Source organism: Variovorax sp. Varisp36 (assembly GCF_047304235.1).
Lineage (GTDB): Bacteria > Pseudomonadota > Gammaproteobacteria > Burkholderiales > Burkholderiaceae_C > Variovorax.
Genome location: NZ_JBGLYU010000069.1, coordinates 1 through 21,191, shown reverse-complemented (window position 1 = coordinate 21,191; position 21,191 = coordinate 1). Strand labels below are relative to the sequence as shown.

Below are 21,191 nucleotides of genomic sequence, written 5' to 3'. Positions count from 1 at the left end.
TTTTGTCTGGGGGGCGGGTTTTTGTTTATAACACAAATAAATGTTTGTTTTGTTACACAACGCCACGGCGCCGCAAACGGCCGGCGCACATCGATATTTTCACCCACTTGCGGTTAGCCGCTGAATTCCGTCCTGAAACGGTGGCGAACACGGGTCGTGGGCGGGAGGCGAATGAACTACATATATAGCAAGCTGAAGAAAAAAACCAAGTCCCGCGGGCGGATCGCCGCGCCTCACCTCATGGTCAGGCTGAGCTCGGCGCCCGGCTTCCAGTCGCCGCCGCTGGCACTGGTGCGCACGGCGCCCAGGAACAGACGCTCGCTCGGCAGCTTCTTCGCGAGCAGGTAGTCGCGCACGGCCGCGCCGCGTTCGACCGCGAGCTGGCGCATCGACTCTTCGTCGACCGGCACGCTGGCGAACAGCAGCTTCTCCATGTCCGGAACCGGAAGGTCTTTCGCCAGGCCGACGAGGTTGCGCGGCTTGGTGATGTCGGCGCGCTTGTACACGGCGGTCAGCAGCCCGGGGTATTCGGCATCGGTGACGGGCGGCACCTCGGTGCCGGTCTCCCCGCCGCGCACTGCGACCCGGCGCTTCTCGGCGTAGGCGAGCTGGCGCACGCGCTGGCGCTGGTAGGCGTCGCGCTCCTTCTCGAGGCTGGAGGTGCCGACCACCGTCATCTGCAGCGTGGGCCGGTCGGTCAGCGCCTTGGCGACCTTGTCGAGGCCCTCCTTGGCGGTGGCGCCGAGCTCCGAACTGCCGGGCTCGAAAGTAATGGCGCTCGATTCGTCGCTGCCGCCGCCGAGGCCGCCTGTAAGCAAGCGAAACGGTGCCGTCGCGGCCTTGGCGATCAGGTTGACCACGGCCTTCCAGATCAACGGGCCGACGCTGAACTGCGGATCGTTGAGCGACCCGCTGAGTGGCAGGTCGACGTCGATCACGCCGTTGCGGTCGGCCAGCAGCGCCACGGCCAGCTTGACCGGCAGGCTGCTGGTGGAGCCTGCGACTTCGTCGCCGAACTGCAGCTGGTTGAGCACCAGCTTGTTGGTGGCCGTCAGCTGCCCGTCCGGCGCGACCTTGTAGTTGACGTCCATGCTCATCTTGCCGCGCTCGATGCCGTGGCCGGCGTAGCGCACCGAGTACGGCGACAGCGGAGCGAGATCGAGGTCGCGCATCTTGGCGGTGATGTCGAGTTCGAGCGGCTTGGCCAGCGGATTGAGCTTGCCGGTGATTTCCAGCGCCGCGGTCTGCTGCGCCTTGCCGCGCAGTTCCAGGTCGGCCAGCGCGGGGCGGCCGCCCTCGCCCTTGGGCGGGTTCGACGAGAACGAGCTGAGCTTGCCTGTCAGCTCGCTGAGGTCGGCCGAGTAGTTGGGCTTGACGAACAGGTCGGTGAAGTCGATCTTGCCGTTGACCAGGCTCATCGGGCCGAAGTTGATGATGGGTGCGGGGCCCGCATCGGCCGCCGGAGCGGGCCCCGCTGCGGTCGCCACCGGCTTGGCGGATGGAGGTGCCCCGCCGACCATCTCCTCGGCCGACACCGGCGCGCCCCCCGCGGGTTTCTGCACGGGTGCCCGGGCCGTGGTGGTGGAGGTTCCGCCCGGGCCCTTGCGGGTACTGGCCTCGCCGGCCGCCGCCGCAGCCGCGTTCGCCTCGGCCTCGGCCTTCTTGGTCAGGCTCGACAGGTTGAGCCGGCCGGTCGGGTCGACGATCACGCGGGCGAAGAAGTCGGTCAGCGTGGTTTCGCGCACGTCCACGTTCGGCGGGGCGTTGGGCGCCATGCTGACCTGCAGGCCGCGCAGGCTCAAGGTCTTCCAGCTCAGCAACTGGTTGGTGTTGCGATCGAAACCGGGCGACTGCGTGAGGGAGACACTGTTGGCGCGGAAGTCGTCGAGCGCGGTGTCGCCCGCCAGCTTCAGGCTCATGCCCGCCGGCGACGTGGCATAGCGCACCGTGCCGCGGTAGCTCGCGAAGGCGCGCCGGATATCGACGTTGAGCGCGTCCGCGTAGTAGGCCTTGAAGGTATGCGCGGGGAACGACGCCACCTCGAGCCGGCCCTCGGCCGCGAGCGGCTTGAGCACCACGTTGCCCTTGTAGTCGAAGCGGCCCGGCTCGGAGCGACCGGAGCCGATGCGGCCCGAGACTTCCAGCGGCGACGCCGTGCTGGTTTCGGGCGCGATCTTCTGGGCCTGAAGCTTGAAGGCAGTGACTTCCACGGCCACCGGGGTGGCGCCGGCCTTGTCCGCATAGGAAAGCGCACCGTTGTCGATCGCCAGCGTGCCGATGGTCAGCGCCCAGGGCTTGGTGTTGGCGCCCGGTTTCGGCGTCTCTGCGCCTGCGGGCTTGGGCGCGGCGACCTTGGCTTCGGCCTCCTTGGCGCCGCCGCCGGCCGGCGTCTTGAGCCAGCGTTCGAACATCCAGCGCTTTTCGCTGTCGCGCTCGACGCGCACCTTGGGGTTGGTCGCGGTGAACGAGGCCACGTTCAATGTGTGCTTCGTCATGTCGGCCTCGGCATCGACCAGCTCGAAGCGGCCGACGCTCGCCAGCGCGGTCTTGGCCTGGGTCAGCGCGAGACCGTCGGCGGACAGGCGGCGCGCCTTGAACTTCAGGTCGGGCTGGGCCCAGGCGACGTCGATCTGCCCGCTGAGCTTGCCGTCCAGCGTGGGCTCCAGGCTTTGTGCCAGATAGGGTGCGGCCAGCGACAGCGGTAGCGCGTCGACCTCGGTCTGCACGTCCGCCACCTTGTCGGTGGCGGTGCCCTTGAACTTGAGCGAGGCGCCGGCGATGGCCGTGCTGCCGTTGAATGCGGCCGGCTTTTCCATCGGCCAGGTGACGCCCGTGACGTCGATGCCCAGGTCGATCAGGTCGACGGCCGCGGCCGGATTGGTCGTTTCATCGCGCCAGCCGATGCGCCCGCCGTCCAGCGCCAGCTTGTCGACCTGCACTTTCAAGGCCGGCTTTGGCACCGCCTTGCCGGCCGGAGCACTCGCCGTAGCGGCCGGCAGCGGCGCCGCCTTCTCGGCCGCGCCAGTGGATGGATCGGTGGCCAGCAGATTGAGCTTGCCGGCCGCGTCGCGCGCCACCGCCAGCTGCGGCTTGACCAGCGCGACTTCGCTCAGGTGGAACACCGATTCCAGCGGGCGCACGTCGGCCAGCGCCAGCTTGAGCGAGTCGAAGGCCAGCAGGTCGCGGCCGCGCGCATCGGCCACCTTGGCGGTGTGCGCCTCGACCGTGCCGGTGATCCTCAGGCCGGTGGTCTCCGTTTGTTCGAAGCCGATCTTCAGGTCGGCGTCGAGGCTGCCCGCCTGCAGGCGCACCGGCAGGCCGCCGGGGATGTAGCCGAGGTACGGCACCAGGTCGAGCCCCTTGAACTGCACATGGGCGTCGGTCTTGCGGTTGTCGGCGAAGGGCGTGGTGAAGGCGGCCGAGTCGAACTTTCCACCGTTGAGCGCGAAGGCCAGCTTGGGCTCGGTGTTGATGTCGCGCTTGGAATCGAGGTTGCTCAGGAACGGCACCTTGAGCACGAAGTCGCGCAGTTCGTGCTTGCGCTTGACCGTCTGGTCGTCGAAATCGACCGAGCCGCCATTGATCGCGATGTTGTAGATGGCAAAGCGCGCGGGCTTGGCGTTCGGATCGCGCGGCGGGCCCGCCGAGAGCTTGGCCAGGATGTCGTCAATGTCGTATTTGCCGTCGGTCAGGTGCGTGAGCAGGACGGCGGGGCCGTCGATCGTGACTGCGTCGATCACCGGCGCAAGGCGCAGGAGCGACTGCAGTTCGGCATCGGCGTAGATGCGGTTGATGGCCACCTGCGGCTTGCTGCCGTCGGCGGTGGCAATGCGCAGATCGCTCAGCGTGAGTTCGAGCGTCCAGGGTTTGAAATCGATCTTTCCTACTGTTACCTGGCGCCCGAGCTTCTCGCTCGCGATCTTCTGGAGCTGGCTTTTGGCAATCGGCGGCACTGCCAGCCAGGCGATGGCCCAGAAGGCCAGCAGAACCAGCACCGCGACGACCCCACGCCGCGCCCATTTGTTTTGTTTGATCGAAGCAAAGTCCATCAAGGGAGTGTGCCGCAAACGGATGGCCAATCCAGAAGCAAGAAAGCCCGGCAACGCGACGGAATTGTCTTGTTGCCGGGCTTGATGGCGGGCCCAAAACCCATGCCATCGATTCGCGCGACCGGAAGTCAATGGTTCCTGCCGTGCTGGCAGCAAGAGATTGCCACCATGGATCCTCGGCCGCTGAGCCCTTGACTTGCACCTCGGGCTGCCGGACCTCGGAAAACACCTGAAAACTCAGGCCCGTCCAGATTAGGCGTCGCACCCTCGGATTGCAAACGCGTTTTGCCAAGGGGTTTCCCGTAAACCTAAACACCTCTTGCCAGTCGATTTTTTAACCTTTTATTAGCATAAAGAAACAATTTCTTATGCTTGACCGGGTATTTAGCCACGCTAGAATCCGCCCTGCTCCGACTGCCCGATGCAGCAGAGCCTCCCTGAATCCGCTGCCGAATTCCCCCGGCTTGATCAGGTCGCCGCGCCCTCAACCCCCTTCACTCCATGCGCGGAGCCTGATTCGTACCAATCCAAGCGTCGTTGCCTTTCATCCATCGCCTTCCCGGGCGCTGCGAGCAGGTGCCGCACAGAAAGGAAGAGCGATGAACAAGGCGTTCCATGCCACAGCCCGCGGGCTACGGACCTTCGTGTCCGACGTGGCAGACGGCTTTTTTGAAATCACCCACAACGGGTTTGCACTGGTCGGCCTCGCCATCGTGTTCGCGGCCCTCGCCCTCGTGGCGCGGCCCGACCTGCGCCAGACCGGCGAGGAGCAACTGATGGGTTGGCTGCAGTCGCGCAAGCCCGCGCCTGAAGCCACCGACCTGGAGCCGACCGCCATCGAGCGCACAACCGCCGCGAGCCCCGCCGACCTGCCCAAGCAGCAGGCCGCCGTGGCTTACTGGTTGAGCAAGAAGTACCGCGTGGCCGCCGAGCCGTTGAGCGTGCTCGTGGCCGAGGCCTACGGCATCGGCAAGCGCACCAAGATCGATCCGACCCTGATCCTCGCGATCATGGCCGTCGAGTCCAGCTTCAATCCGTTCGCCCAGAGCCAGGTCGGCGCGCAAGGCCTGATGCAGGTCATGACCCGCGTGCACGGCGACAAGTACGAAAGTGCGGGCGGCACGCTCACCGCCTTCGATCCGGTGACCAACATGCGTGTCGGCGTGAAGGTGCTGCAGGAATGCATCACCCGCGCCGGTTCGCTCGAAGGCGGCCTGCGCTACTACGTGGGCGCGGCCAATCTCGAGGACGACGGCGGCTACGCCAGCAAGGTGATGGCCGAGCATGAGCGCCTGCGGCAGGTGGCCAACGGCCGCTCGCCGTCGACTGCCACGCCGCCAAGCGTGCGTGCTCAGCCGATCCCCGTGGTAGTGCCGGCCAAGCCTGAGGAAGGCAGAGAGCCGGCCAAGGTCGCCCTGCTCTCCTCCGTTTCCTGAGCTTCGCGGGCCGGGTGTGAGCTACACTCGGCCGGTACGCGACTGGCGATAGGCGCAGCATCCGAACAAGGTGCCACGCGCTGACGTGGAACACCACTGGGAAGCGTACCGCCTGCACCACAGGCGTTCAGCCGTTCGCCTGGGCAGCCCTTGTTTGGTTGAAGAACAAGGACCTCGTCTTCAAAGGACTGCCATGTACCAACGCAATATCCTGGTCGAACAGACCGATCCCGAAATCTGGGCTGCGATCCAAGCGGAAAACGCGCGCCAGGAACACCACATCGAGCTGATCGCCAGCGAGAACTACGCCTCGCCGGCCGTCATGGCCGCCCAGGGCTCGCAGCTCACCAACAAGTACGCCGAAGGCTACCCGGGCAAGCGCTACTACGGCGGCTGCGAGCACGTCGACGTGGCCGAGCAACTGGCCATCGACCGCATCAAGCAGATCTTCGGCGCCGACGCCGCCAACGTGCAGCCGCATTGCGGCGCCTCGGCCAACGAAGCCGTGATGCTGGCCTTCCTGAAGCCCGGCGACACCATCATGGGCATGAGCCTGGCCGAAGGCGGCCACCTGACGCACGGCATGCCGCTGAACATGAGCGGCAAGTGGTTCAACGTGGTGAGCTACGGCCTGGACGCCAACGAAGCCATCGACTACGACGCGATGGAACGCAAGGCGCACGAGCACATGCCCAAGCTGATCATCGCGGGCGCCTCGGCCTATTCGCTGCGCATCGATTTCGAGCGCTTCGCCAAGGTGGCCAAGGACGTCGGCGCGATCTTCATGGTTGACATCGCCCACTACGCCGGCCTGGTGGCCGCGGGCGTGTATCCCAACCCGGTGCCGCACGCCGACGTCGTCACCTCCACCACCCACAAGAGCCTGCGCGGCCCGCGCGGCGGCATCATTTTGATGAAGTCGCAGCACGAGAAAGCCATCAACAGCGCGATCTTCCCGGGCCTGCAAGGCGGCCCGCTGATGCACGTGATCGCCGCCAAGGCCGTCGCGTTCAAGGAAGCCATGGCGCCCGAGTTCAAGGCCTACCAGCAACAGGTGGTCAGGAATGCTCAGATCGTGGCCGACACCCTTACCGAGCGCGGCCTGCGCATCGTGAGCGGACGCACCGAGAGCCACGTCATGCTGGTCGACCTGCGCGCCAAGGGCATCACCGGCAAGGAAGCCGAAGCCGTGCTGGGCGCCGCCCACATGACGATCAACAAGAACGCGATCCCCAACGACCCGGAAAAGCCGATGGTCACCAGCGGCGTGCGCATCGGCACCCCCGCCATGACCACGCGCGGCTTCAAGGACGAAGAGGCCCGCATCACCGCGAACCTGGTGGCCGACGTGCTCGAGAACCCGCGCGATGCGGCGAACATCGACGCGGTGCGCGCCAAGGTGCACGCGCTGACGAGCCGCTTCCCCGTCTACCGCTGATCACCCGGAAGACCTGACCGCATGAAATGCCCTTTTTGCGGTCATCTTGAAACGCAGGTCGTCGAGACCCGCGTTTCGGAAGACGCCGACTTCGTGCGCAGGCGCCGCCAATGCAGCGCCTGCGACAAGCGCTTCACCACCTACGAGCGGCCCGACGTCAACTTCCCCGTGGTGGTCAAGAAGGACGGCAGCCGCGCCGACTTCGACTCGACCAAGGTGCGCGCCTCGATGATGCTGGCGCTGCGCAAGCGCCCGGTGAGCATCGAGCAGATCGACAACGCCCTGCTGCGCATCGAGCAGAAGCTGCTGGCCAGCGGCCTGCGCGAAATCGACTCGACCAAGGTGGGCGAGCTCGTGATGCGCGAACTCAAGAAGCTCGACAAGGTTGCCTACGTGCGCTTCGCCTCGGTGTACCGCAGCTTCGAGGACGTGGACGAGTTCAGGCAGTTGCTGCGCGACATCTGAGGCGCCCCGCGCGCGGGGGCCGCCTCAGCGGTTCCAGCAGGCTTGTACCTGCGCATTCGAGGCGCTGGTCTGGCCAGCCGCCAGCTTGACGCCCTGATGGTTCACCGTGAGCGTTCCGCACTCGTCGGCGGTCGATGCGCCTTGCGGCACGGCTTGCAGCGTGTAGGTGGTCGCGGTTCTCGCGGCATAGCCGATGGCGTAGTTCGCCGTGCCGGACGACGGCGCCTGGTCGAGCCCGGCCGGCAGCGCAACGATTGCCGGGGGATATTGACCGTTGGCCGTCAGGTAGCGCTCGGTCCATTGCGCGGCCTGCAGCAGTTGCTGCTTGGCATCGGCCCGCTTCGCCCGCAGCACATAGCGCCCGTAGCTCGGGTAGGCAATCGCGGCGAGGATGGCAATCACCGCCGTCACGATCATGAGTTCGACCAGCGTGAAGCCGCGCGAGCGGATCCGGCCATTGTGGGTCTGCGCTTCGGGATATTTGTTCATGGGTAGGGTCCGCTGCGCCGTCAATTCCACGAGATCAGGTTGCGCCAGCCGAAGCGGCGCACGGCTTGCGGCAGGTCGGCTTCGTTGCAGCCGCCGGCTGCATTGCAGATCACGTGCTTGCCTGTTTCATCGGCCTTCTGAGGCCGCAGGACGAGGTCATCCCGGCCTGAACGGTTCCGGAAGCCGAGGTAGGCACCTGCCGTGCCGGTGGACCCGTTGTAGGCGATGCCGTCGGGGATGGCGCCGCTGAAGAAATCGATCACCATCGACCAGCCGTCGTCGCCGGTGCCCGGCGCGCAGTCGAGCGAATTGCTGGCGGAGCCGGGAATGGTGGTCGAGAACAGGCCTGCGCTGCCGCTCAGCGCATCGCCTGGATAGACCATGCGCTCCCCGGTGGCGCCGAACTGGAGATACCAGCCGCGCTTGGCGCTCGCACCGCTGTAGCTCACGCTTTGGCTCGACGCGGTTCGATATTCGGCATCGCCTTCCTTGACCGTATCGACGCCGATGGTCTGTGCCACCAAGTCGGTCAGCGCCGCGGTGCCCGTGCTGCCGTTGGCGCGGTCCCAGACGCCGTACAGGTACTGCGCGGCGGTGCTGCTTTCGTCGCCGGAGACAAACAGCCGGCCGGTGCCGAACATCACCATGTAGCCGCCGCGCGGATGGTCGACGACCAGCGGCGCGGCAGTGATCGGCTGCGTGGCGCCGGCGGCGAACAACGGCACGCCGTCCAGGCTCGATGCGACAGCCGCCGAGCCCATGGTGGCCTTCCACTTGGTGCTGTCGGCATCGCTCAGGTCGAACTTCCAGAGGTTGCCGAGCAGGTCGCCGGCGTAGACATAGTCGACCTTGCCGTCGCCATTGCGGTCCACCACCTGCGGCGCCGAGAGCCCATTGCCGGCGCCCGCGGCCTGCGCGGCGGGAGCCGGGATCTTCAGCACCGACTTGTCGCCGTCGAGATACTGGATCCACAGCATCGCCTTCTCGCTCGTGCTGTTGTAGCCATTGCCCAGGATCACGGCCCTGCGGCCGTTGTTGAGCGACGCCACCTGCAGCGCGCGCTTGGAAAAGGAATCGAGCGCGGGTTGCTGGAACTGGTGGCCGAGGTCGTCGTCGGCGAGCGCGGTCGTGTCGATCAGGGCCACATCTGCGGCGTTGGTCTCGCCGATGTTCTCGGGCTTGGTGACGTCGAGCACGAAATAACCCTTGCCGCCCGCCCCCAGCGTGCCCACGAGGAAGGACTTCCACAGCGCGGCCTTCTCGGTATCGGTGGCCGTGGCGTTGGCGGCCGAACCCATGTAGATGTCGGCCACGAACGGACTACCGTCGACGTAGTACCTGTGCGAGTAGGTGGGTTCGCTGAGCTTCTTGAGTTGGGGCGCCGCCGCCGAGCCGTAGAGGCCCTCGGGTACATAGGCGAACGCTTCTTCGCCGGTGCCGGCGAAGAAGGCGTGCAGCATGCCGTCGTTGGCGCCGACGTAGACCATCGGCGCGCGGGCGATGGTCGAAGCGAATTTGGCATAGCCGTCCTGGGTGAAGCCGCTCCGGGGCTGCCCCGCGTACATGAGGCTGGAGCCCACGATGTCGCCCAGCACGTGGCCACGCCTGCGCAGGTTCAGGCCGGTACCCTCGTTCCTGCGATCGCCGCGCAGGAAGTCGAGGACTCCCCGGCCGAGCGTTTCGCTCGCGGTGTCGGTGCCGGTGCTGCCCTTGAGCGCCGCCTTCTGCGCATCGCTCAGGCTGGCCCATCGGAACGGCACGCCGGAACCGGTGGTCGCGGCATGGGTTGGCGCCGCCGCGGTGGTGCCGGAGAAGCTCAGCACCTTGCGATTGCTGTCGTGCGCGCCCGCCACGGCCATGCGTGCATCGAGCAGTTCGCGCGCTGACCACGCGGGCGTGGCGGCCGGCTTGCCGTTGCTGCCGAACGGCGTGGCCGTCAACTTGCCCGACCAGTCGGCCGTATCGTAGCCGGCCTGGTAGGCCGCCGTGGCTGTCGAGGTCCTGGAGCTGCTGGCCGCAATCGAGGTCAGCGGGGTGCTGGTGTTGAACAGGATCTGCGCCAGGATGGACCTGAAGGCATCGCCGAGTGCCTGCGCGTTCGAGGCCGGCGTGAAGGTGCCTCGGCTGTTGAGCGCGGCGTGCCAGAGGTCCATGCGAACGGCGGCGGCGTTGGATGTCTTTTCATGCCAGTAACCAACGGCACTGCCGGAGTTCCAGTTCATGAAGCCGTTGTAGCCGTCGGCCGTGGAGGTGGTTGCCAAGGTGTTCGCCAATGGGTCGGACCAGGTCATCGAGCCGTCCACCAAGCTGGCATAGTCTCCACTGTAGGTGGGCTGCGACGCGCCCGTCGTAATGGCCGGCGCACCCGTCCAGGACGAAGCAGCGCCAAAGCCGATGGTGTGGGTGGTCAGGTGCTGCCAGGTGGCGGGATCGTTCTTGGGGTTCCAGTACTCGGGGACTGTCGCCGTTCCTACGGTCGCGCTGCCAGGCTCGGCAACGACCTTCTTGAGGTTGTCCGAGATGCCGGACTGCAGGTCGCTGGCCCAGTAGTGAAAGGCCATGTCGGCCAGTGTGGGCCGATATTCCGCCGTCGGCCTCCAGCCGCCGTTCGCGTCCTTCACCCAGTTGAGGCCGCTGTTCACCGCGCCTGCGTCGTCCTTGTAGGGAGCCCGTGGTACATAGGCCACGGCATCGGGCAAGGCGCGGCTGGTTCCATCCGCATTGCCGATGGCCGGCATGCTGAGTGCCGCCGGATCCGGGTTGAAGCCGAACAAGTTGTAGTCGCCGTCCGTCATGAAGATGTGGAAGGACTTGCGGCAGCTCGACTGCGTCGCGCCCTCCACGCCCGGGTCATCCGAATAGGGACTGAATCGGCCTGTCGTCTTCATGTATTCGCCGGCGCGGGTCATCATGGCGTGCAAGGGCGTTCCGCCACCCGCGGCCAGTGCATCGACCCAAGTCATGAAATTGGCGCGCTGCGCGTCGTCCAGCGAACGCATCAGATTCGCATTGGCGCGGCCGTTGACGAGGCAATTGCCGGCCCGATAGATGCCAGCCGCGGTGTCGCCGAAGAAACCGACGCAGCTGTTGTCCTTGTTGTTGTTCATCGCCTGCCAGGAGAGGCGGATCCGGTCGTTGGGGATGTTGGACGCCGAGAAGTTGTCCCTGAGCGCGGTCTTCAGCGCTTCCATCCGGGTGGGCGTTCCGGCTGGTGGTGCCCAGCTTCCGTCCGACGCCTGCGACGACCACGCCATGCTGCCCGAGTTGTCGACCGACACGATCACGTTGGGCGCCGGTTCCTTGATCGCGGTGTTGCGCGGCTCTTGCGCCAGCGGGTATTGCACGGCGTGGCCGGCGGACTGCGCCAGCATCAGCCCGCACAGCACGGTGTTCCTGGAAAACAGATTCATGTTCATAGTCCCTCGCCGTGCTCAGTTGACTTTCCTGACCGCATCCGGGTCGAAAGACTCCTGCAAGACAACCCGCGTGCCGCCGGCCGTGCTCGCAGTGCGCGCGCCGGTGGAAACCGCAGTGATCCGGTACAGCGGCTCGCCGCCGCGCGGTCGGTCGATCACCTCGATCCAGTACCTGGCGCTGGCCAGTGCCGGGCTGCCGGCATCCGGTGCACCCGTGAATCGCCCATAGGCGGCGTGCTGGTCCACATACGCGGAACGGGCCCAGAACTGATAGGCCTCGCTGCCTGAAGCGGCATTCACGGAATCGGCCCCGGCGAAATAGCAGATGCCCCGTTCGCAGCTGTTGGCGCCCCTTCCCACGTAGGCGGTCACCCAGCCCGTGTCCCGGTCTGGGAAGACGCGACCGTCCGCGGCCTTGCGGCAGGGCGACACTGCGAGCGCAGAGCACTTCACGTAGGTCTGGGTCGCGGCATCGAACGCCAGTTGCCGGATGTCGCGCTCCGCATCCAGCAGCGCGGCTTCGGCGGCCTCGAAGGCGCGCTGGTATTCGCGCTGGTTGCCCGCCATCGATTCGAGCAGTTGGGCCATTCGCGCGCCTCCCACCGCCAGCAGCGCCGAGAGCAGCAGCATGATGAGCACGATGAACAGCGAGAACCCCCGGTGCCGCGCTGAGCATCTGCCAGAAACACCGCGGAACCGGCTTTGCCGGGCCGCTGGTGCTGCCCCCCTGCAGGGGGTTGGCGAAGCGACACGAAGTGCGCAAAGACTGGGGGTAGTCATAGATTCCGCAGTGCGAACACCGCCGTGTAAGCGCGGCGCAGCCTGCCGTCGCTGCTGGCTCGCAACGAACCATCGCAATCGACGTAGCTGCCGCCCGGGTTGCTCGTTGAAGTGCCCGCGAGCTGCAGACACACGCGCACCGAGCGGACCTGATCGAAGCTCCCCACGTTCGCGGCCGTCACGTAGCGCACCAGCCGTTCACCTCCCACATCGCCGATGCCGTACATGACGTCGAAGCGCTCGACGCCGTCGATGATCGGCTGCGGCTTGTTGCCGTTGCCGCTGCCCTCGCAGCGCAAGGTACCGTTCACCACCGAGAACTCACTAGTGATCAAGCGCACGTTTCCGGCGTCCGGCGGATTGGCGGGCTTGTACGCTGCACCCGTCGAACCCTTGGCTTGCTGCCCGAGGCAGTCCTTGAAGTAATCGGGGTTCGGTGCATAGCCGACCTTCAGCGTGTCGTTCACCGAACCGACGGCCGCCTCCTGCCCCTTGACCGCGAAGAAGGACGGCTCGCTCGCGAGCTTGGTGTCGACGTCCGCATCGACATTGAAGTAGTACCGCGACCCCGTGGCATCGATCGGGAAGTAGCCAGCCTGCCGGATCTGCTGGCCCAGCAGCCTTAACGCCAGCGCCGACGATTGGTGCAGCACGTTGACGTCGTCGCCTGTCTTGGCGGTGCTGCGCGTCCCGAGCATGCTGGCCATGGCGGCGAGCACCACCAGCATGCCGATGATCAGCGCGACGAGGATTTCGACCAATGTGAAGCCGGCCTGCTGCAGGCGATGAGCGAAGGTCTTGTTGTTCATGGCTGGGGCACCGCGACGATGGCTTCCTGGCAGGCCTTGCCGGTCGGGCAGCTCCAGGCCGAATCCGGTGCGATCGGGTTGACGGCGGCGGGCTCGTCCCAGGCAACGTGCACGAACAGCAAGCCCCCCGCGGCCTTCCTGCTCTGCACGTTCGCCGCCCCGCCCGGCAGCGCACCCGCCACCCTGCGCTTCCAGTTCCACAGATCGTGGGCCGCCAGCTGGGGGGGCGTGCAGCTGGCCGTGGCCCCCGCGCAGGATGGGTCAGGTTGGCTGGCGCTCGCCGCCGACCAATCGGCGACATAAGGACTGCTGGACACGGCGCCCGCCACCGGGTTCGCGCGAATGCGATCGGCCATGTCGCCGGCCAACTGCACGGCGATGTTCTGGTTGTTCGCGCCCACGCTGTCGGAGAGCACGCGCAGCTGGAAGCCGGCCAGTGCAAGCAAGCCGAACGAGAGCACGAGAACGGCCACCAGGGCCTCGATCATCGAGAAGCCTGCCTGCGTTCGGCGCAGCTTGCGCGGCGCGCGAATCGAAACGCTCAGCATGTCCCGCCCCCCTTCACCAGCCGAATCCGCCAGCCGAGCGAGATGCACACGGCAATGTCGTTGGATGAACCCGTGCTTCCCACGGGACGGAAGTCGACACGGGCGACGCTCGAAAAATGGCCCATGGGGTCGAAGGCCATGGATCCGAGGGCACTTTTGTCGACCGCAACGCGCGCGTCGGGGTCTTGCCGCCGAACGATCTCGAACCCGGTGCCACTGCCGACCACCGTTTCCCAACCGCAGCTCCAGTCTGCGCCGGTGCACTCCGCGCGCTGCCGGATGGTCACGACCTGTCCGCGACGCACCGCCTCCGAGCGCGCGTGACTCACGCTCGCCATCAACGCCGAAGCCATGCCCTCGACGCGATACTTCTCGATCAGGCTGTTGAAGCTGGGCAGGGCCAGTGCCAGCAGGATGGCCGTCAATACGATGACGACCATCATTTCGACCAGCGTGAAGCCGCGTGGCGTTCCGCGTCGGCGCAGGTGTGCCAGCACGGACGTGCAGAATCCGTTTTTCATGTTGTACCGTCCGCTGCCTCGCCATTTGGCTGGGGCCGCGGACGTTTCTCCCTGACTGCAATTTTTGGAAATTCTATTGTCGAATTCTTATTGATCGCCTATTGATCGACAGACGGTCAAAACAAACAGATCAACGGATCGGCGGACTCAATTGTTTTAAATTGATTCCCCAATTAATTTGAATTAACAAAAATGACAAATGCGAATTTCATGGCCCATGCGCTGGACCTCGCGCGCCAGGCCGGCCCGGAAACCGATCCCAATCCGCGCGTCGGCTGCGTGCTGGTGGACGCGAATGGCGGGGTGATCGGCCAGGGCTACACCCAGCGGGTCGGCGGCTCGCATGCCGAGGTCATGGCGCTGAGCGATGCCGCGGCACGGGGCCATTCGGTCGCGGGTGCAACCGCCTGGGTCACGCTCGAGCCCTGCGCTCATCACGGCCGCACCGGCCCGTGCTGCGATGCACTGGTCGCGGCAGGCATCGGCCGGGTCGTTGCATCGCTCGCCGATCCCAACCCGCTGGTCGCTGGCCAGGGCTTCGAGCGGCTGCGCGCTGCGGGCGTCGAGGTCGAGGTGGGGCCCGGCGCAGCTGAAGCGCGAGAGCTCAACATCGGCTTTTTCAGCCGCATGGTCCGCAAGACACCCTGGGTGCGGCTCAAGGCCGCAGCCTCGCTGGACGGCAAGACCGGCCTGCACAACGGCGTGAGCCAATGGATCACGTCCGAACCGGCGCGCGCCGACGGCCATGCATGGCGTGCGCGGGCCAGCGCGGTACTGACGGGCGTGGGCACGGTGCTGGAAGACGATCCCCGGCTCGACGTGCGCCTCGTTGAAACCACGCGCCAGCCGCACATGGTGGTGATCGACAGCCAATTGCAGACCCCGCCCGACGCAAAGCTCTTCTTGCCCGGCCGCGCTGTCTGGATCTACGCCGCGGCGCAGGACGGCTCGAAGGCCGCCGCCCTGGAAGCGCGCGGCGCCATCATCACCTTTCTGCCCAATGCGCAGGGCAAGGTCGATCTGGCGGCGATGCTGCGGGATCTCGCCCGGCGTGAGGTCAACGAGCTCCACGTCGAGGCCGGCCACAAACTCAATGGTTCGCTGCTGCGCGAAGGCCTGGTCGACGAACTGCTGGTGTATCTGGCGCCGAAACTCATCGGCGATGGCCTCGGCATGGCGTCCGGCATTCACACGGGCGGCCCGCTGGCCGACCTGGCAGGTGCGCTACCGCTCGAATTCCGGACCTTCGAGCGGATCGGGCCGGACCTCCGGATCGTGGCCCGGGTGGCCGGAAGGGATGCTTTCTAGCGGGCGAATGCGAGCGTCCGACGGCCGGACCCAGGATGTCTGCGAAAATGCGCGGATGTTCACCGGAATCATCACCGGCGTGGGGCGCATCGCCGCCATTCACGACCTCGGCACCTCCTCCTCCTACGGCAAAAGACTCAGCATCGCGGCGCCCGACGGCTACCTCGATGACGTCGGCCTCGGCGACAGCATCGCGCTCAACGGCGCCTGCATGACCGTCACCACGCTCGCCCCCGAGCGACAGCAGTTCACCATCGACATTTCAGCCGAGTCCCTCGACAAGACCGCGGGCCTGACCGACGAAGGCAGCCGCATCAACCTCGAGAAGGCGCTGCGCGCCAGCGACCGCCTCGGCGGGCACATCGTCTCGGGCCACGTGGACGGCATCGGCCGCGTGAGCTTCTTCGAGCCCGTCGGCGAGAGCTGGGAGCTGCGCATCGTTGCGCCGCAGGCGCTGGCCCGCTTCCTGGCGTACAAGGGCTCGATCACCATCAACGGCGTGAGCCTCACGGTCAACAGCGTGAAAGACATCGCCGAAGGCGCCGAGGTCAGCATCAACCTGATCCCGCACACCGTCGAAAACACCTCGCTCGGCAGCCTGCAGGCCGGCTCGAAGGTCAATCTCGAAATCGATACCGTGGCGCGCTACGTGGAGCGCATGCTCCAGGCCGGCGTGCTGGTGCCGCCCTCCACGTATTCCAAGGACACAGCCGAATGAATGTCTCCGTCACGCCGATCGGCGCCCCCCGCGCCGCGCGCGCTCCTGCCCCCATCTCCCCGGTCGAGGAGATCGTGGCCGAGCTCGCCGCCGGCCGCATGGTGATCCTGGTCGACGAGGAAGACCGCGAGAACGAAGGCGACATCGTCATCGCGGCCGACCACATCACGCCCGAAGCCATCAACTTCATGGCGCGCCATGCACGCGGCCTGATCTGCCTCACGCTCTCGCGCGAAATGTGCGAGCGGCTGCAGCTGCCGCCGATGGTCCAGCGCAACGGCGCCAAGCACTCGACCGCGTTCACAGTTTCCATCGAGGCGGCCGAAGGCGTGACCACCGGCATCTCCGCCGCCGATCGCGCCCGCACCGTGCAGGCCGCCGTGGCGCCCAACGCCGTGGCCGCCGACCTGGTGCAACCGGGCCACATCTTCCCGCTGCAGGCGGTGGACGGCGGCGTACTGATGCGCGCCGGCCATACCGAAGCCGGCTGCGACCTGGCCGCCATGGCCGGCTGCTCGCCCGCCTCGGTAATCTGCGAAGTGATGAACGAAGACGGCACGATGGCCCGCCTGCCCGACCTGCAGATCTTCGCGGCCGAGCACGACATCAAGATCGGCACCATCGCCGCGCTGATCGAGCACCGCAGCCGCGTCGAATCGCTGGTCGAGAAGGTCGGCTGCCGCGAGATCCAGACCAATTGGGGTGCCTTCACTGCCCACGCCTTCATCGACAAGCCCAGCCGCGGCGTGCACCTCGCGCTGGTGCGCGGCAAGTGGGCGCCGGAAGACACGGTGTCGGTTCGCGTGCACGAGCCGCTCTCGGTGCTCGACGCGCTCGAAATCAACCGCCCGATGCACTCGTGGAGCCTGGACGCCAGCCTCTCGCACATCGCAGCCGAGGGCAAGGGCGTGGCCGTACTGCTGAACTGCGGCGAAACCGCCGGTGAATTGCTTGCGCAGTTCGACGGCACCGCGCGCCCCGCGCAAGCCCCCGAGCGCGGCCGCATGGACCTGCGCAGCTACGGCATCGGCGCGCAAATCTTGCGCGAATGCGGGGTGCACAAGATGAACCTGCTGGGCACGCCGCGCCGCATGCCGAGCATGGCAGCAGGCTACGGCCTCGAAATTGCCGGCTACCTCACGAAAGACTGAACGACCATGCAAGGTTCAAACAAGGGCGAGACGACGCTCAACGGAAAGGGACTGCGCATCGGCATCGTGCAGGCGCGCTTCAACGCCGACATCACCGACGCGCTGGCCTCGGCCTGCCTCTCGGAGCTCGAGGCACTGGGTGTGGCTGCCAGCGACATCCACCACCTGCAGGTTCCCGGCGCACTCGAAGTGCCCGTGGCCCTGCAGGCGCTCGCCGAGCGCGGCGGCTACCACGCGCTCATTGCGCTGGGCTGCATCATCCGCGGCGAGACCTATCACTTCGAACTCGTGGCCAACGAATCGGGCGCGAGCGTGAGCCGCGTCGCGCTCGACTACCGCCTGCCCATCGCCAACGCGATCCTCACCACCGAAAACCTCGAGCAGGCCATCGCGCGGCAAACCGACAAGGGCCGCGACGCAGCCCAGGTCGCCGTCGAGATGGCGCAACTGCTGGCCACCCTTTCATGACCGAAGACACCTCCAAGCCCCTCAAGCCCGCTGGCGCCAAGCCGCGCCAGTCGCGCGTCGGACTCACCAGCACCGGCGCGCGCAAGGCTTCGGCCAAATCGAACCGCAGCCGCGCGCGCGAGTTCGCGCTGCAGGCGCTCTACCAGCACCTGGTGGGCCGCAACGACCCGACCGACATCGACCATTTCACGCGCGACCTCGCGGGCTTCCACAAGGCCGATGCGCTGCACTACGACGCGCTGCTGCACGGTTCGATCGAAGGCGCCGAGCAGCTCGACGCGCTGATCCGCCCGTTGCTGGATCGCAAGTTCGAAGAGATTTCGCCCATCGAGCACGCCGTGATGTGGATCGGCGTGTACGAGTTCCAGAACTGCCCCGACGTGCCATGGCGCGTGGTGCTCAACGAGTGCATCGAACTCGCCAAGGAATTCGGCGGCACCGACGGCCACAAGTACGTGAACGCCGTGCTGAACGGCCTGGCGCCGCAGCTGCGTCCGCTCGAAGTGGAAGCCGACCGCGCTTCGGGGAAAGCCAAGGCATGAGGATCTCGACGCGCGCACAGCGCATCGAGCCCTTCTACGTGATGGAGGTGGCGAAGGCGGCCGGTGCGCTGGCCCGCGAAGTGGCCCATACCGACCGGCCGATGATCTTCCTGAACATCGGCGAACCCGACTTCACCGCCCCGCCGCTGGTCCAGGAAGCCGCAGCCCGCGCCGTGCGCGCCGGCGCCACGCAGTACACACAGGCCACCGGCCTCGACCACCTGCGCGAACGCATCAGCGGTTGGTACAAGCAGCGCTTCAACGTCGACGTGCCGGCCCGGCGCATCGTCATCACGGCCGGCGCCTCGGCCGCACTGCAGCTGGCCTGCCTCGCGCTGATCGAGTCGGGCGACGAAATTCTCATGCCCGACCCGAGCTATCCGTGCAACCGCCACTTCGTGAGCGCGGCGGACGGCAAGGCCGTGCTGGTGCCGACCACGGCCGAAGAGCGCTTCCAGCTCACGGCCGCCAAGGTTGAGGCCGCCTGGACCGACAGGACGCGCGGCGTGCTGCTGGCGTCGCCCTCCAACCCGACCGGCACCTCCATCGCGCCCGCCGAGCTGCGCCGCATCCACGAGGCGGTGTCGCAGCGCGGCGGCATCACGCTGATCGACGAGATCTACCTCGGCCTCTCGTACGACGACGCATTCGGGCAAACCGCACTGGCCATCGATGACAACGTCATCAGCATCAACAGCTTCAGCAAGTACTTCAACATGACCGGCTGGCGGCTCGGCTGGCTGGTGGTGCCCGAGGCGCTGGTGCCGGTGGTCGAGCGGCTCGCGCAGAACCTCTTCATCTGCGCCAGCACGGTGTCGCAGTACGCGGCGCTCGCCTGCTTCGAGGCCGAGAGCATCGCCGAGTACGAACGCCGCCGCGCCGAATTCAAGGCGCGCCGCGACTGGTTCATCCCGCAGCTGAACGCGCTGGGCCTGAACGTGCCCGTGGTGCCCGACGGCGCCTTCTACGCCTGGGCCGACTGCACCAGCTTCGCCGAGAAGCTCGGCATCTCCGGCAGCTGGGACTTCGCCTTCGAAACCATGAAGCGCGCCCACGTCGCTGTCACGCCCGGCCGCGACTTCGGCACGGCGCAGACAGCGAAGTTCGTGCGCTTCTCCACAGCCAGCTCGATGGCGCACCTGCAGGAATCCATCGAGCGCCTGCGGGCGATGGCAGAGAACCGGGCCCAATGAGCTACGCGTTCCCGATCCGCGTCTACTGGGAAGACACCGATGCCGGCGGCATCGTGTTCTACGCCAACTACCTGAAGTTCATGGAACGCGGCCGCACCGAGTGGCTGCGCTCCCTGGGCGTCGAGCAGCACAAGCTGCGCGAGGAAACCGGCGGCCAGTTCGTGGTGAGCGAAACGCAGCTCAAATACCATCGCCCCTCGCGGCTGGACGACGAACTGCTCGTTACAGCCGATCTTCAACAATTGGGCACGGCGTCGTTGATAATCGGCCAGCGCGTGCTATCAAAAACAGAGCAAGAGCGAACAGATGCCTCGGCGCCTGTCCTGCTGTGCGAAGGCACGATCCGCATCGGCTGGGTGGACGCCGCCACGTTGCGTCCCGCACGCATTCCGAAGCAAGTGACGGGAACCCTCGAGCGCTACAGCGGCTCCATGACACAACCTTTCAAGCCATGAACCAAGACCTCTCCATCATCAATCTCCTGCTCCATGCGAGCTTCGTGGTTCAACTGGTCGTGCTGCTGCTGGTGATCGTCTCGATCGCCAGCTGGGCCGCGATCATCCGCAAGTACTTCGCGCTGCGGCGCATGCGCGCCCTCAACGACGACTTCGAGCGCGAGTTCTGGTCAGGCACCAGCCTGAACGAGCTGTTCGCCTCGGCCGCGCAAAACGCCAAGTTCGCCGGCCCGATGGAGCGCATCTTCGCCTCCGGCATGCGCGAGTACCAGAAGCTGCGCGAACGCCACGTGAGCGACGCCGCCACGCTGCTAGACGGCGCCCGCCGCGCCATGCGCGCGAGCTTCCAGCGCGAGCTCGACGCGGCCGAGCAGAACCTCTCGTTCCTGGCCACCGTGGGTTCGGTGTCGCCGTACGTCGGCCTGTTCGGCACGGTCTGGGGCATCATGCACGCCTTCACCGGCCTCGCGGCCCTCGCCCAGGTGACGCTGGCCACCGTAGCCCCCGGCATCGCCGAGGCGCTGGTGGCCACCGCCATCGGCCTGTTCGCCGCCATTCCCGCGGTGGTCGGCTACAACCGCTTCGCCCGCGAGATCGACAAGATCGCCATCGCCCTCGAGACCTACATCGAGGAGTTCTCCAACATCCTGCAGCGCAACCTCTCGGCCAACCCGAACGCGGGCGCTGCATCGTCGGTGGCTCCGGCCAACCGCTGAGCGAGGCGCAACGCATGCCCGCCGTTTCATCCCGGGGCCGCGGCCGCCGGACGATCAACGAGATCAACATGGTCCCGTTCATCGACGTGATGCTGGTTCTGCTGATCATCTTCATGGTCACCGCGCCGCTCATCACGCCGAGCGTGATCAACCTGCCTTCGGTCGACCGCGCCAACAAGCAGCCCGACAAGCCCATCGAGATCGTCATCAAGAGCGAGGACGAAGTGCAGATCAAGAAGGCCCCGTCCACCGGCACGGGCGGTACCTCGATCCCCATGAGCCAGATCGGCTCGGCCGCCAAGCAGGCCCAGGGCGGCGACGACCAGCGCCCGGTGGTCATCAGCGCCGACAAGTCGGTGAAGTACGAAACCGTCGTGAAGGCGATGAACCAGCTCAAGAAGAGCGGCGTCGAGCGCGTGGGCCTGTCGGTCACGACCACGGGCGGCAAATAAGGCATGTCGCTCGCACTGGATCGCCCCGAGTTCGCGCCGCCGCCGCAGCGCGGCACGCCGCGCGCCGTCGTGCTGGCGCTCATCGCGCATGCGCTGCTGATCGCGGCGCTCACCTGGGGCGTGCGCTGGCGCAGCGATGCCGACGAAGGCGCGGTCGATGCAGAGCTGTGGTCGTCCACGGTTCAGCAGGCAGCGCCTCGCCTGCAGGCGCCGCCGGCACCCACCCCGGTTCCCGCG

General features: G+C 66.6%; 19 protein-coding genes, 1 pseudogene and 1 riboswitch. Of the genes and pseudogenes, 13 read left to right on the top strand and 7 right to left on the bottom strand.

The features are described from left to right. Nucleotides 1-233: 233 nt before the first annotated feature. Nucleotides 234-4,049 carry a DUF748 domain-containing protein gene (locus ACCD11_RS27100; RefSeq protein WP_413316169.1) on the bottom strand — a complete coding sequence of 1,272 codons (3,816 nt, stop codon included), beginning with the start codon at nucleotides 4,047-4,049 and terminating at the stop codon, nucleotides 234-236. A gap of 599 nt (nucleotides 4,050-4,648) precedes the next feature. Between ACCD11_RS27100 and ACCD11_RS27095 the strand changes: the two genes are divergently transcribed. The 3 genes from ACCD11_RS27095 (at nucleotide 4,649) to nrdR (ending at nucleotide 7,388) form a co-directional block, all read left to right on the top strand. Beyond that, nucleotides 4,649-5,485 (top strand): lytic transglycosylase domain-containing protein, encoded by an 837-nt coding sequence (locus ACCD11_RS27095; protein WP_007836916.1) that lies wholly within the window; start codon nucleotides 4,649-4,651, stop codon nucleotides 5,483-5,485. A gap of 28 nt (nucleotides 5,486-5,513) precedes the next feature. Beyond that, a riboswitch (ZMP/ZTP riboswitch) is annotated at nucleotides 5,514-5,637 on the top strand. A 41-nt stretch (nucleotides 5,638-5,678) separates the two neighbouring features. Then, entirely contained in the window at nucleotides 5,679-6,923 is a 1,245-nt protein-coding gene (glyA, locus tag ACCD11_RS27090; protein WP_007836917.1) for a serine hydroxymethyltransferase, read from the top strand. A 21-nt stretch (nucleotides 6,924-6,944) separates the two neighbouring features. Further along, nucleotides 6,945-7,388, top strand: a complete 444-nt coding sequence (gene nrdR / locus ACCD11_RS27085; RefSeq protein ID WP_007836918.1) for a transcriptional regulator NrdR — start codon at nucleotides 6,945-6,947, stop codon at nucleotides 7,386-7,388. A gap of 24 nt (nucleotides 7,389-7,412) precedes the next feature. Here the strand turns inward: nrdR and ACCD11_RS27080 are convergent, their stop codons facing one another. From ACCD11_RS27080 to ACCD11_RS27055, 6 genes are all read right to left on the bottom strand, one after another. Further along, on the bottom strand, nucleotides 7,413-7,877 hold the full coding sequence (locus tag ACCD11_RS27080) for a type IV pilin protein (protein ID WP_413316168.1): 465 nt from the start codon (nucleotides 7,875-7,877) through the stop codon (nucleotides 7,413-7,415). A 20-nt stretch (nucleotides 7,878-7,897) separates the two neighbouring features. Then, the gene (locus ACCD11_RS27075; protein ID WP_413316167.1) at nucleotides 7,898-11,287 is read right to left on the bottom strand and encodes a PilC/PilY family type IV pilus protein; all 3,390 of its coding nucleotides are present in this window, start codon (nucleotides 11,285-11,287) and stop codon (nucleotides 7,898-7,900) included. A 21-nt stretch (nucleotides 11,288-11,308) separates the two neighbouring features. Beyond that, the gene (locus ACCD11_RS27070) at nucleotides 11,309-11,941 is read right to left on the bottom strand and encodes a PilX N-terminal domain-containing pilus assembly protein (protein WP_413316170.1); all 633 of its coding nucleotides are present in this window, start codon (nucleotides 11,939-11,941) and stop codon (nucleotides 11,309-11,311) included. A gap of 128 nt (nucleotides 11,942-12,069) precedes the next feature. Continuing rightward, the gene (locus ACCD11_RS27065; protein ID WP_413316166.1) at nucleotides 12,070-12,882 is read right to left on the bottom strand and encodes a PilW family protein; all 813 of its coding nucleotides are present in this window, start codon (nucleotides 12,880-12,882) and stop codon (nucleotides 12,070-12,072) included. Further along, complete coding sequence (gene pilV, locus ACCD11_RS27060; protein WP_413316165.1) at nucleotides 12,879-13,430, bottom strand: type IV pilus modification protein PilV; 552 nt, start codon at nucleotides 13,428-13,430, stop codon at nucleotides 12,879-12,881. The genes ACCD11_RS27065 and pilV overlap by 4 nt, the downstream gene beginning before the upstream one ends. Continuing rightward, on the bottom strand, nucleotides 13,424-13,951 hold the full coding sequence (locus ACCD11_RS27055) for a GspH/FimT family pseudopilin (RefSeq protein ID WP_413316164.1): 528 nt from the start codon (nucleotides 13,949-13,951) through the stop codon (nucleotides 13,424-13,426). The genes pilV and ACCD11_RS27055 overlap by 7 nt, the downstream gene beginning before the upstream one ends. A 192-nt stretch (nucleotides 13,952-14,143) precedes the next feature. Here ACCD11_RS27055 and ribD point away from each other — a divergent pair, with 192 nt between their 5' ends. The 10 genes and pseudogenes from ribD to ACCD11_RS27005 all read left to right on the top strand — a co-directional run. Continuing rightward, nucleotides 14,144-15,259, top strand: coding sequence for a bifunctional diaminohydroxyphosphoribosylaminopyrimidine deaminase/5-amino-6-(5-phosphoribosylamino)uracil reductase RibD (gene ribD / locus ACCD11_RS27050; RefSeq protein ID WP_413316163.1), 1,116 nt, complete (start codon nucleotides 14,144-14,146; stop codon nucleotides 15,257-15,259). Nucleotides 15,260-15,314: 55 nt separating this feature from the next. Then, a complete protein-coding gene (locus ACCD11_RS27045) occupies nucleotides 15,315-15,977 on the top strand; it encodes a riboflavin synthase (protein ID WP_413316162.1) in 663 nt (220 codons plus the stop codon). Next, nucleotides 15,974-17,128, top strand: a complete 1,155-nt coding sequence (ribBA, locus tag ACCD11_RS27040; RefSeq protein ID WP_413316161.1) for a bifunctional 3,4-dihydroxy-2-butanone-4-phosphate synthase/GTP cyclohydrolase II — start codon at nucleotides 15,974-15,976, stop codon at nucleotides 17,126-17,128. The genes ACCD11_RS27045 and ribBA overlap by 4 nt, the downstream gene beginning before the upstream one ends. Nucleotides 17,129-17,134: 6 nt before the next feature. Then, nucleotides 17,135-17,596: a 6,7-dimethyl-8-ribityllumazine synthase gene (gene ribH / locus ACCD11_RS27035; protein ID WP_007837976.1), complete on the top strand. Its 462-nt coding sequence runs from the start codon at nucleotides 17,135-17,137 to the stop codon at nucleotides 17,594-17,596. Then, nucleotides 17,593-18,138: a transcription antitermination factor NusB gene (gene nusB / locus ACCD11_RS27030; protein ID WP_007837974.1), complete on the top strand. Its 546-nt coding sequence runs from the start codon at nucleotides 17,593-17,595 to the stop codon at nucleotides 18,136-18,138. The genes ribH and nusB overlap by 4 nt, the downstream gene beginning before the upstream one ends. Then, on the top strand, nucleotides 18,135-19,331 hold the full coding sequence (locus ACCD11_RS27025; protein WP_413316160.1) for a pyridoxal phosphate-dependent aminotransferase: 1,197 nt from the start codon (nucleotides 18,135-18,137) through the stop codon (nucleotides 19,329-19,331). The genes nusB and ACCD11_RS27025 overlap by 4 nt, the downstream gene beginning before the upstream one ends. Beyond that, nucleotides 19,328-19,786 carry a tol-pal system-associated acyl-CoA thioesterase gene (gene ybgC / locus ACCD11_RS27020; protein WP_007837970.1) on the top strand — a complete coding sequence of 153 codons (459 nt, stop codon included), beginning with the start codon at nucleotides 19,328-19,330 and terminating at the stop codon, nucleotides 19,784-19,786. The genes ACCD11_RS27025 and ybgC overlap by 4 nt, the downstream gene beginning before the upstream one ends. Beyond that, nucleotides 19,783-20,502 (top strand): protein TolQ, encoded by a 720-nt coding sequence (gene tolQ / locus ACCD11_RS27015; protein ID WP_007837969.1) that lies wholly within the window; start codon nucleotides 19,783-19,785, stop codon nucleotides 20,500-20,502. The genes ybgC and tolQ overlap by 4 nt, the downstream gene beginning before the upstream one ends. Nucleotides 20,503-20,516: 14 nt before the next feature. Continuing rightward, on the top strand, nucleotides 20,517-20,954 hold the full coding sequence (locus tag ACCD11_RS27010; RefSeq protein WP_413316159.1) for an ExbD/TolR family protein: 438 nt from the start codon (nucleotides 20,517-20,519) through the stop codon (nucleotides 20,952-20,954). A gap of 3 nt (nucleotides 20,955-20,957) precedes the next feature. Next, a pseudogene (locus tag ACCD11_RS27005) lies at nucleotides 20,958-21,191 on the top strand (protein TolA); the annotation flags it as partial.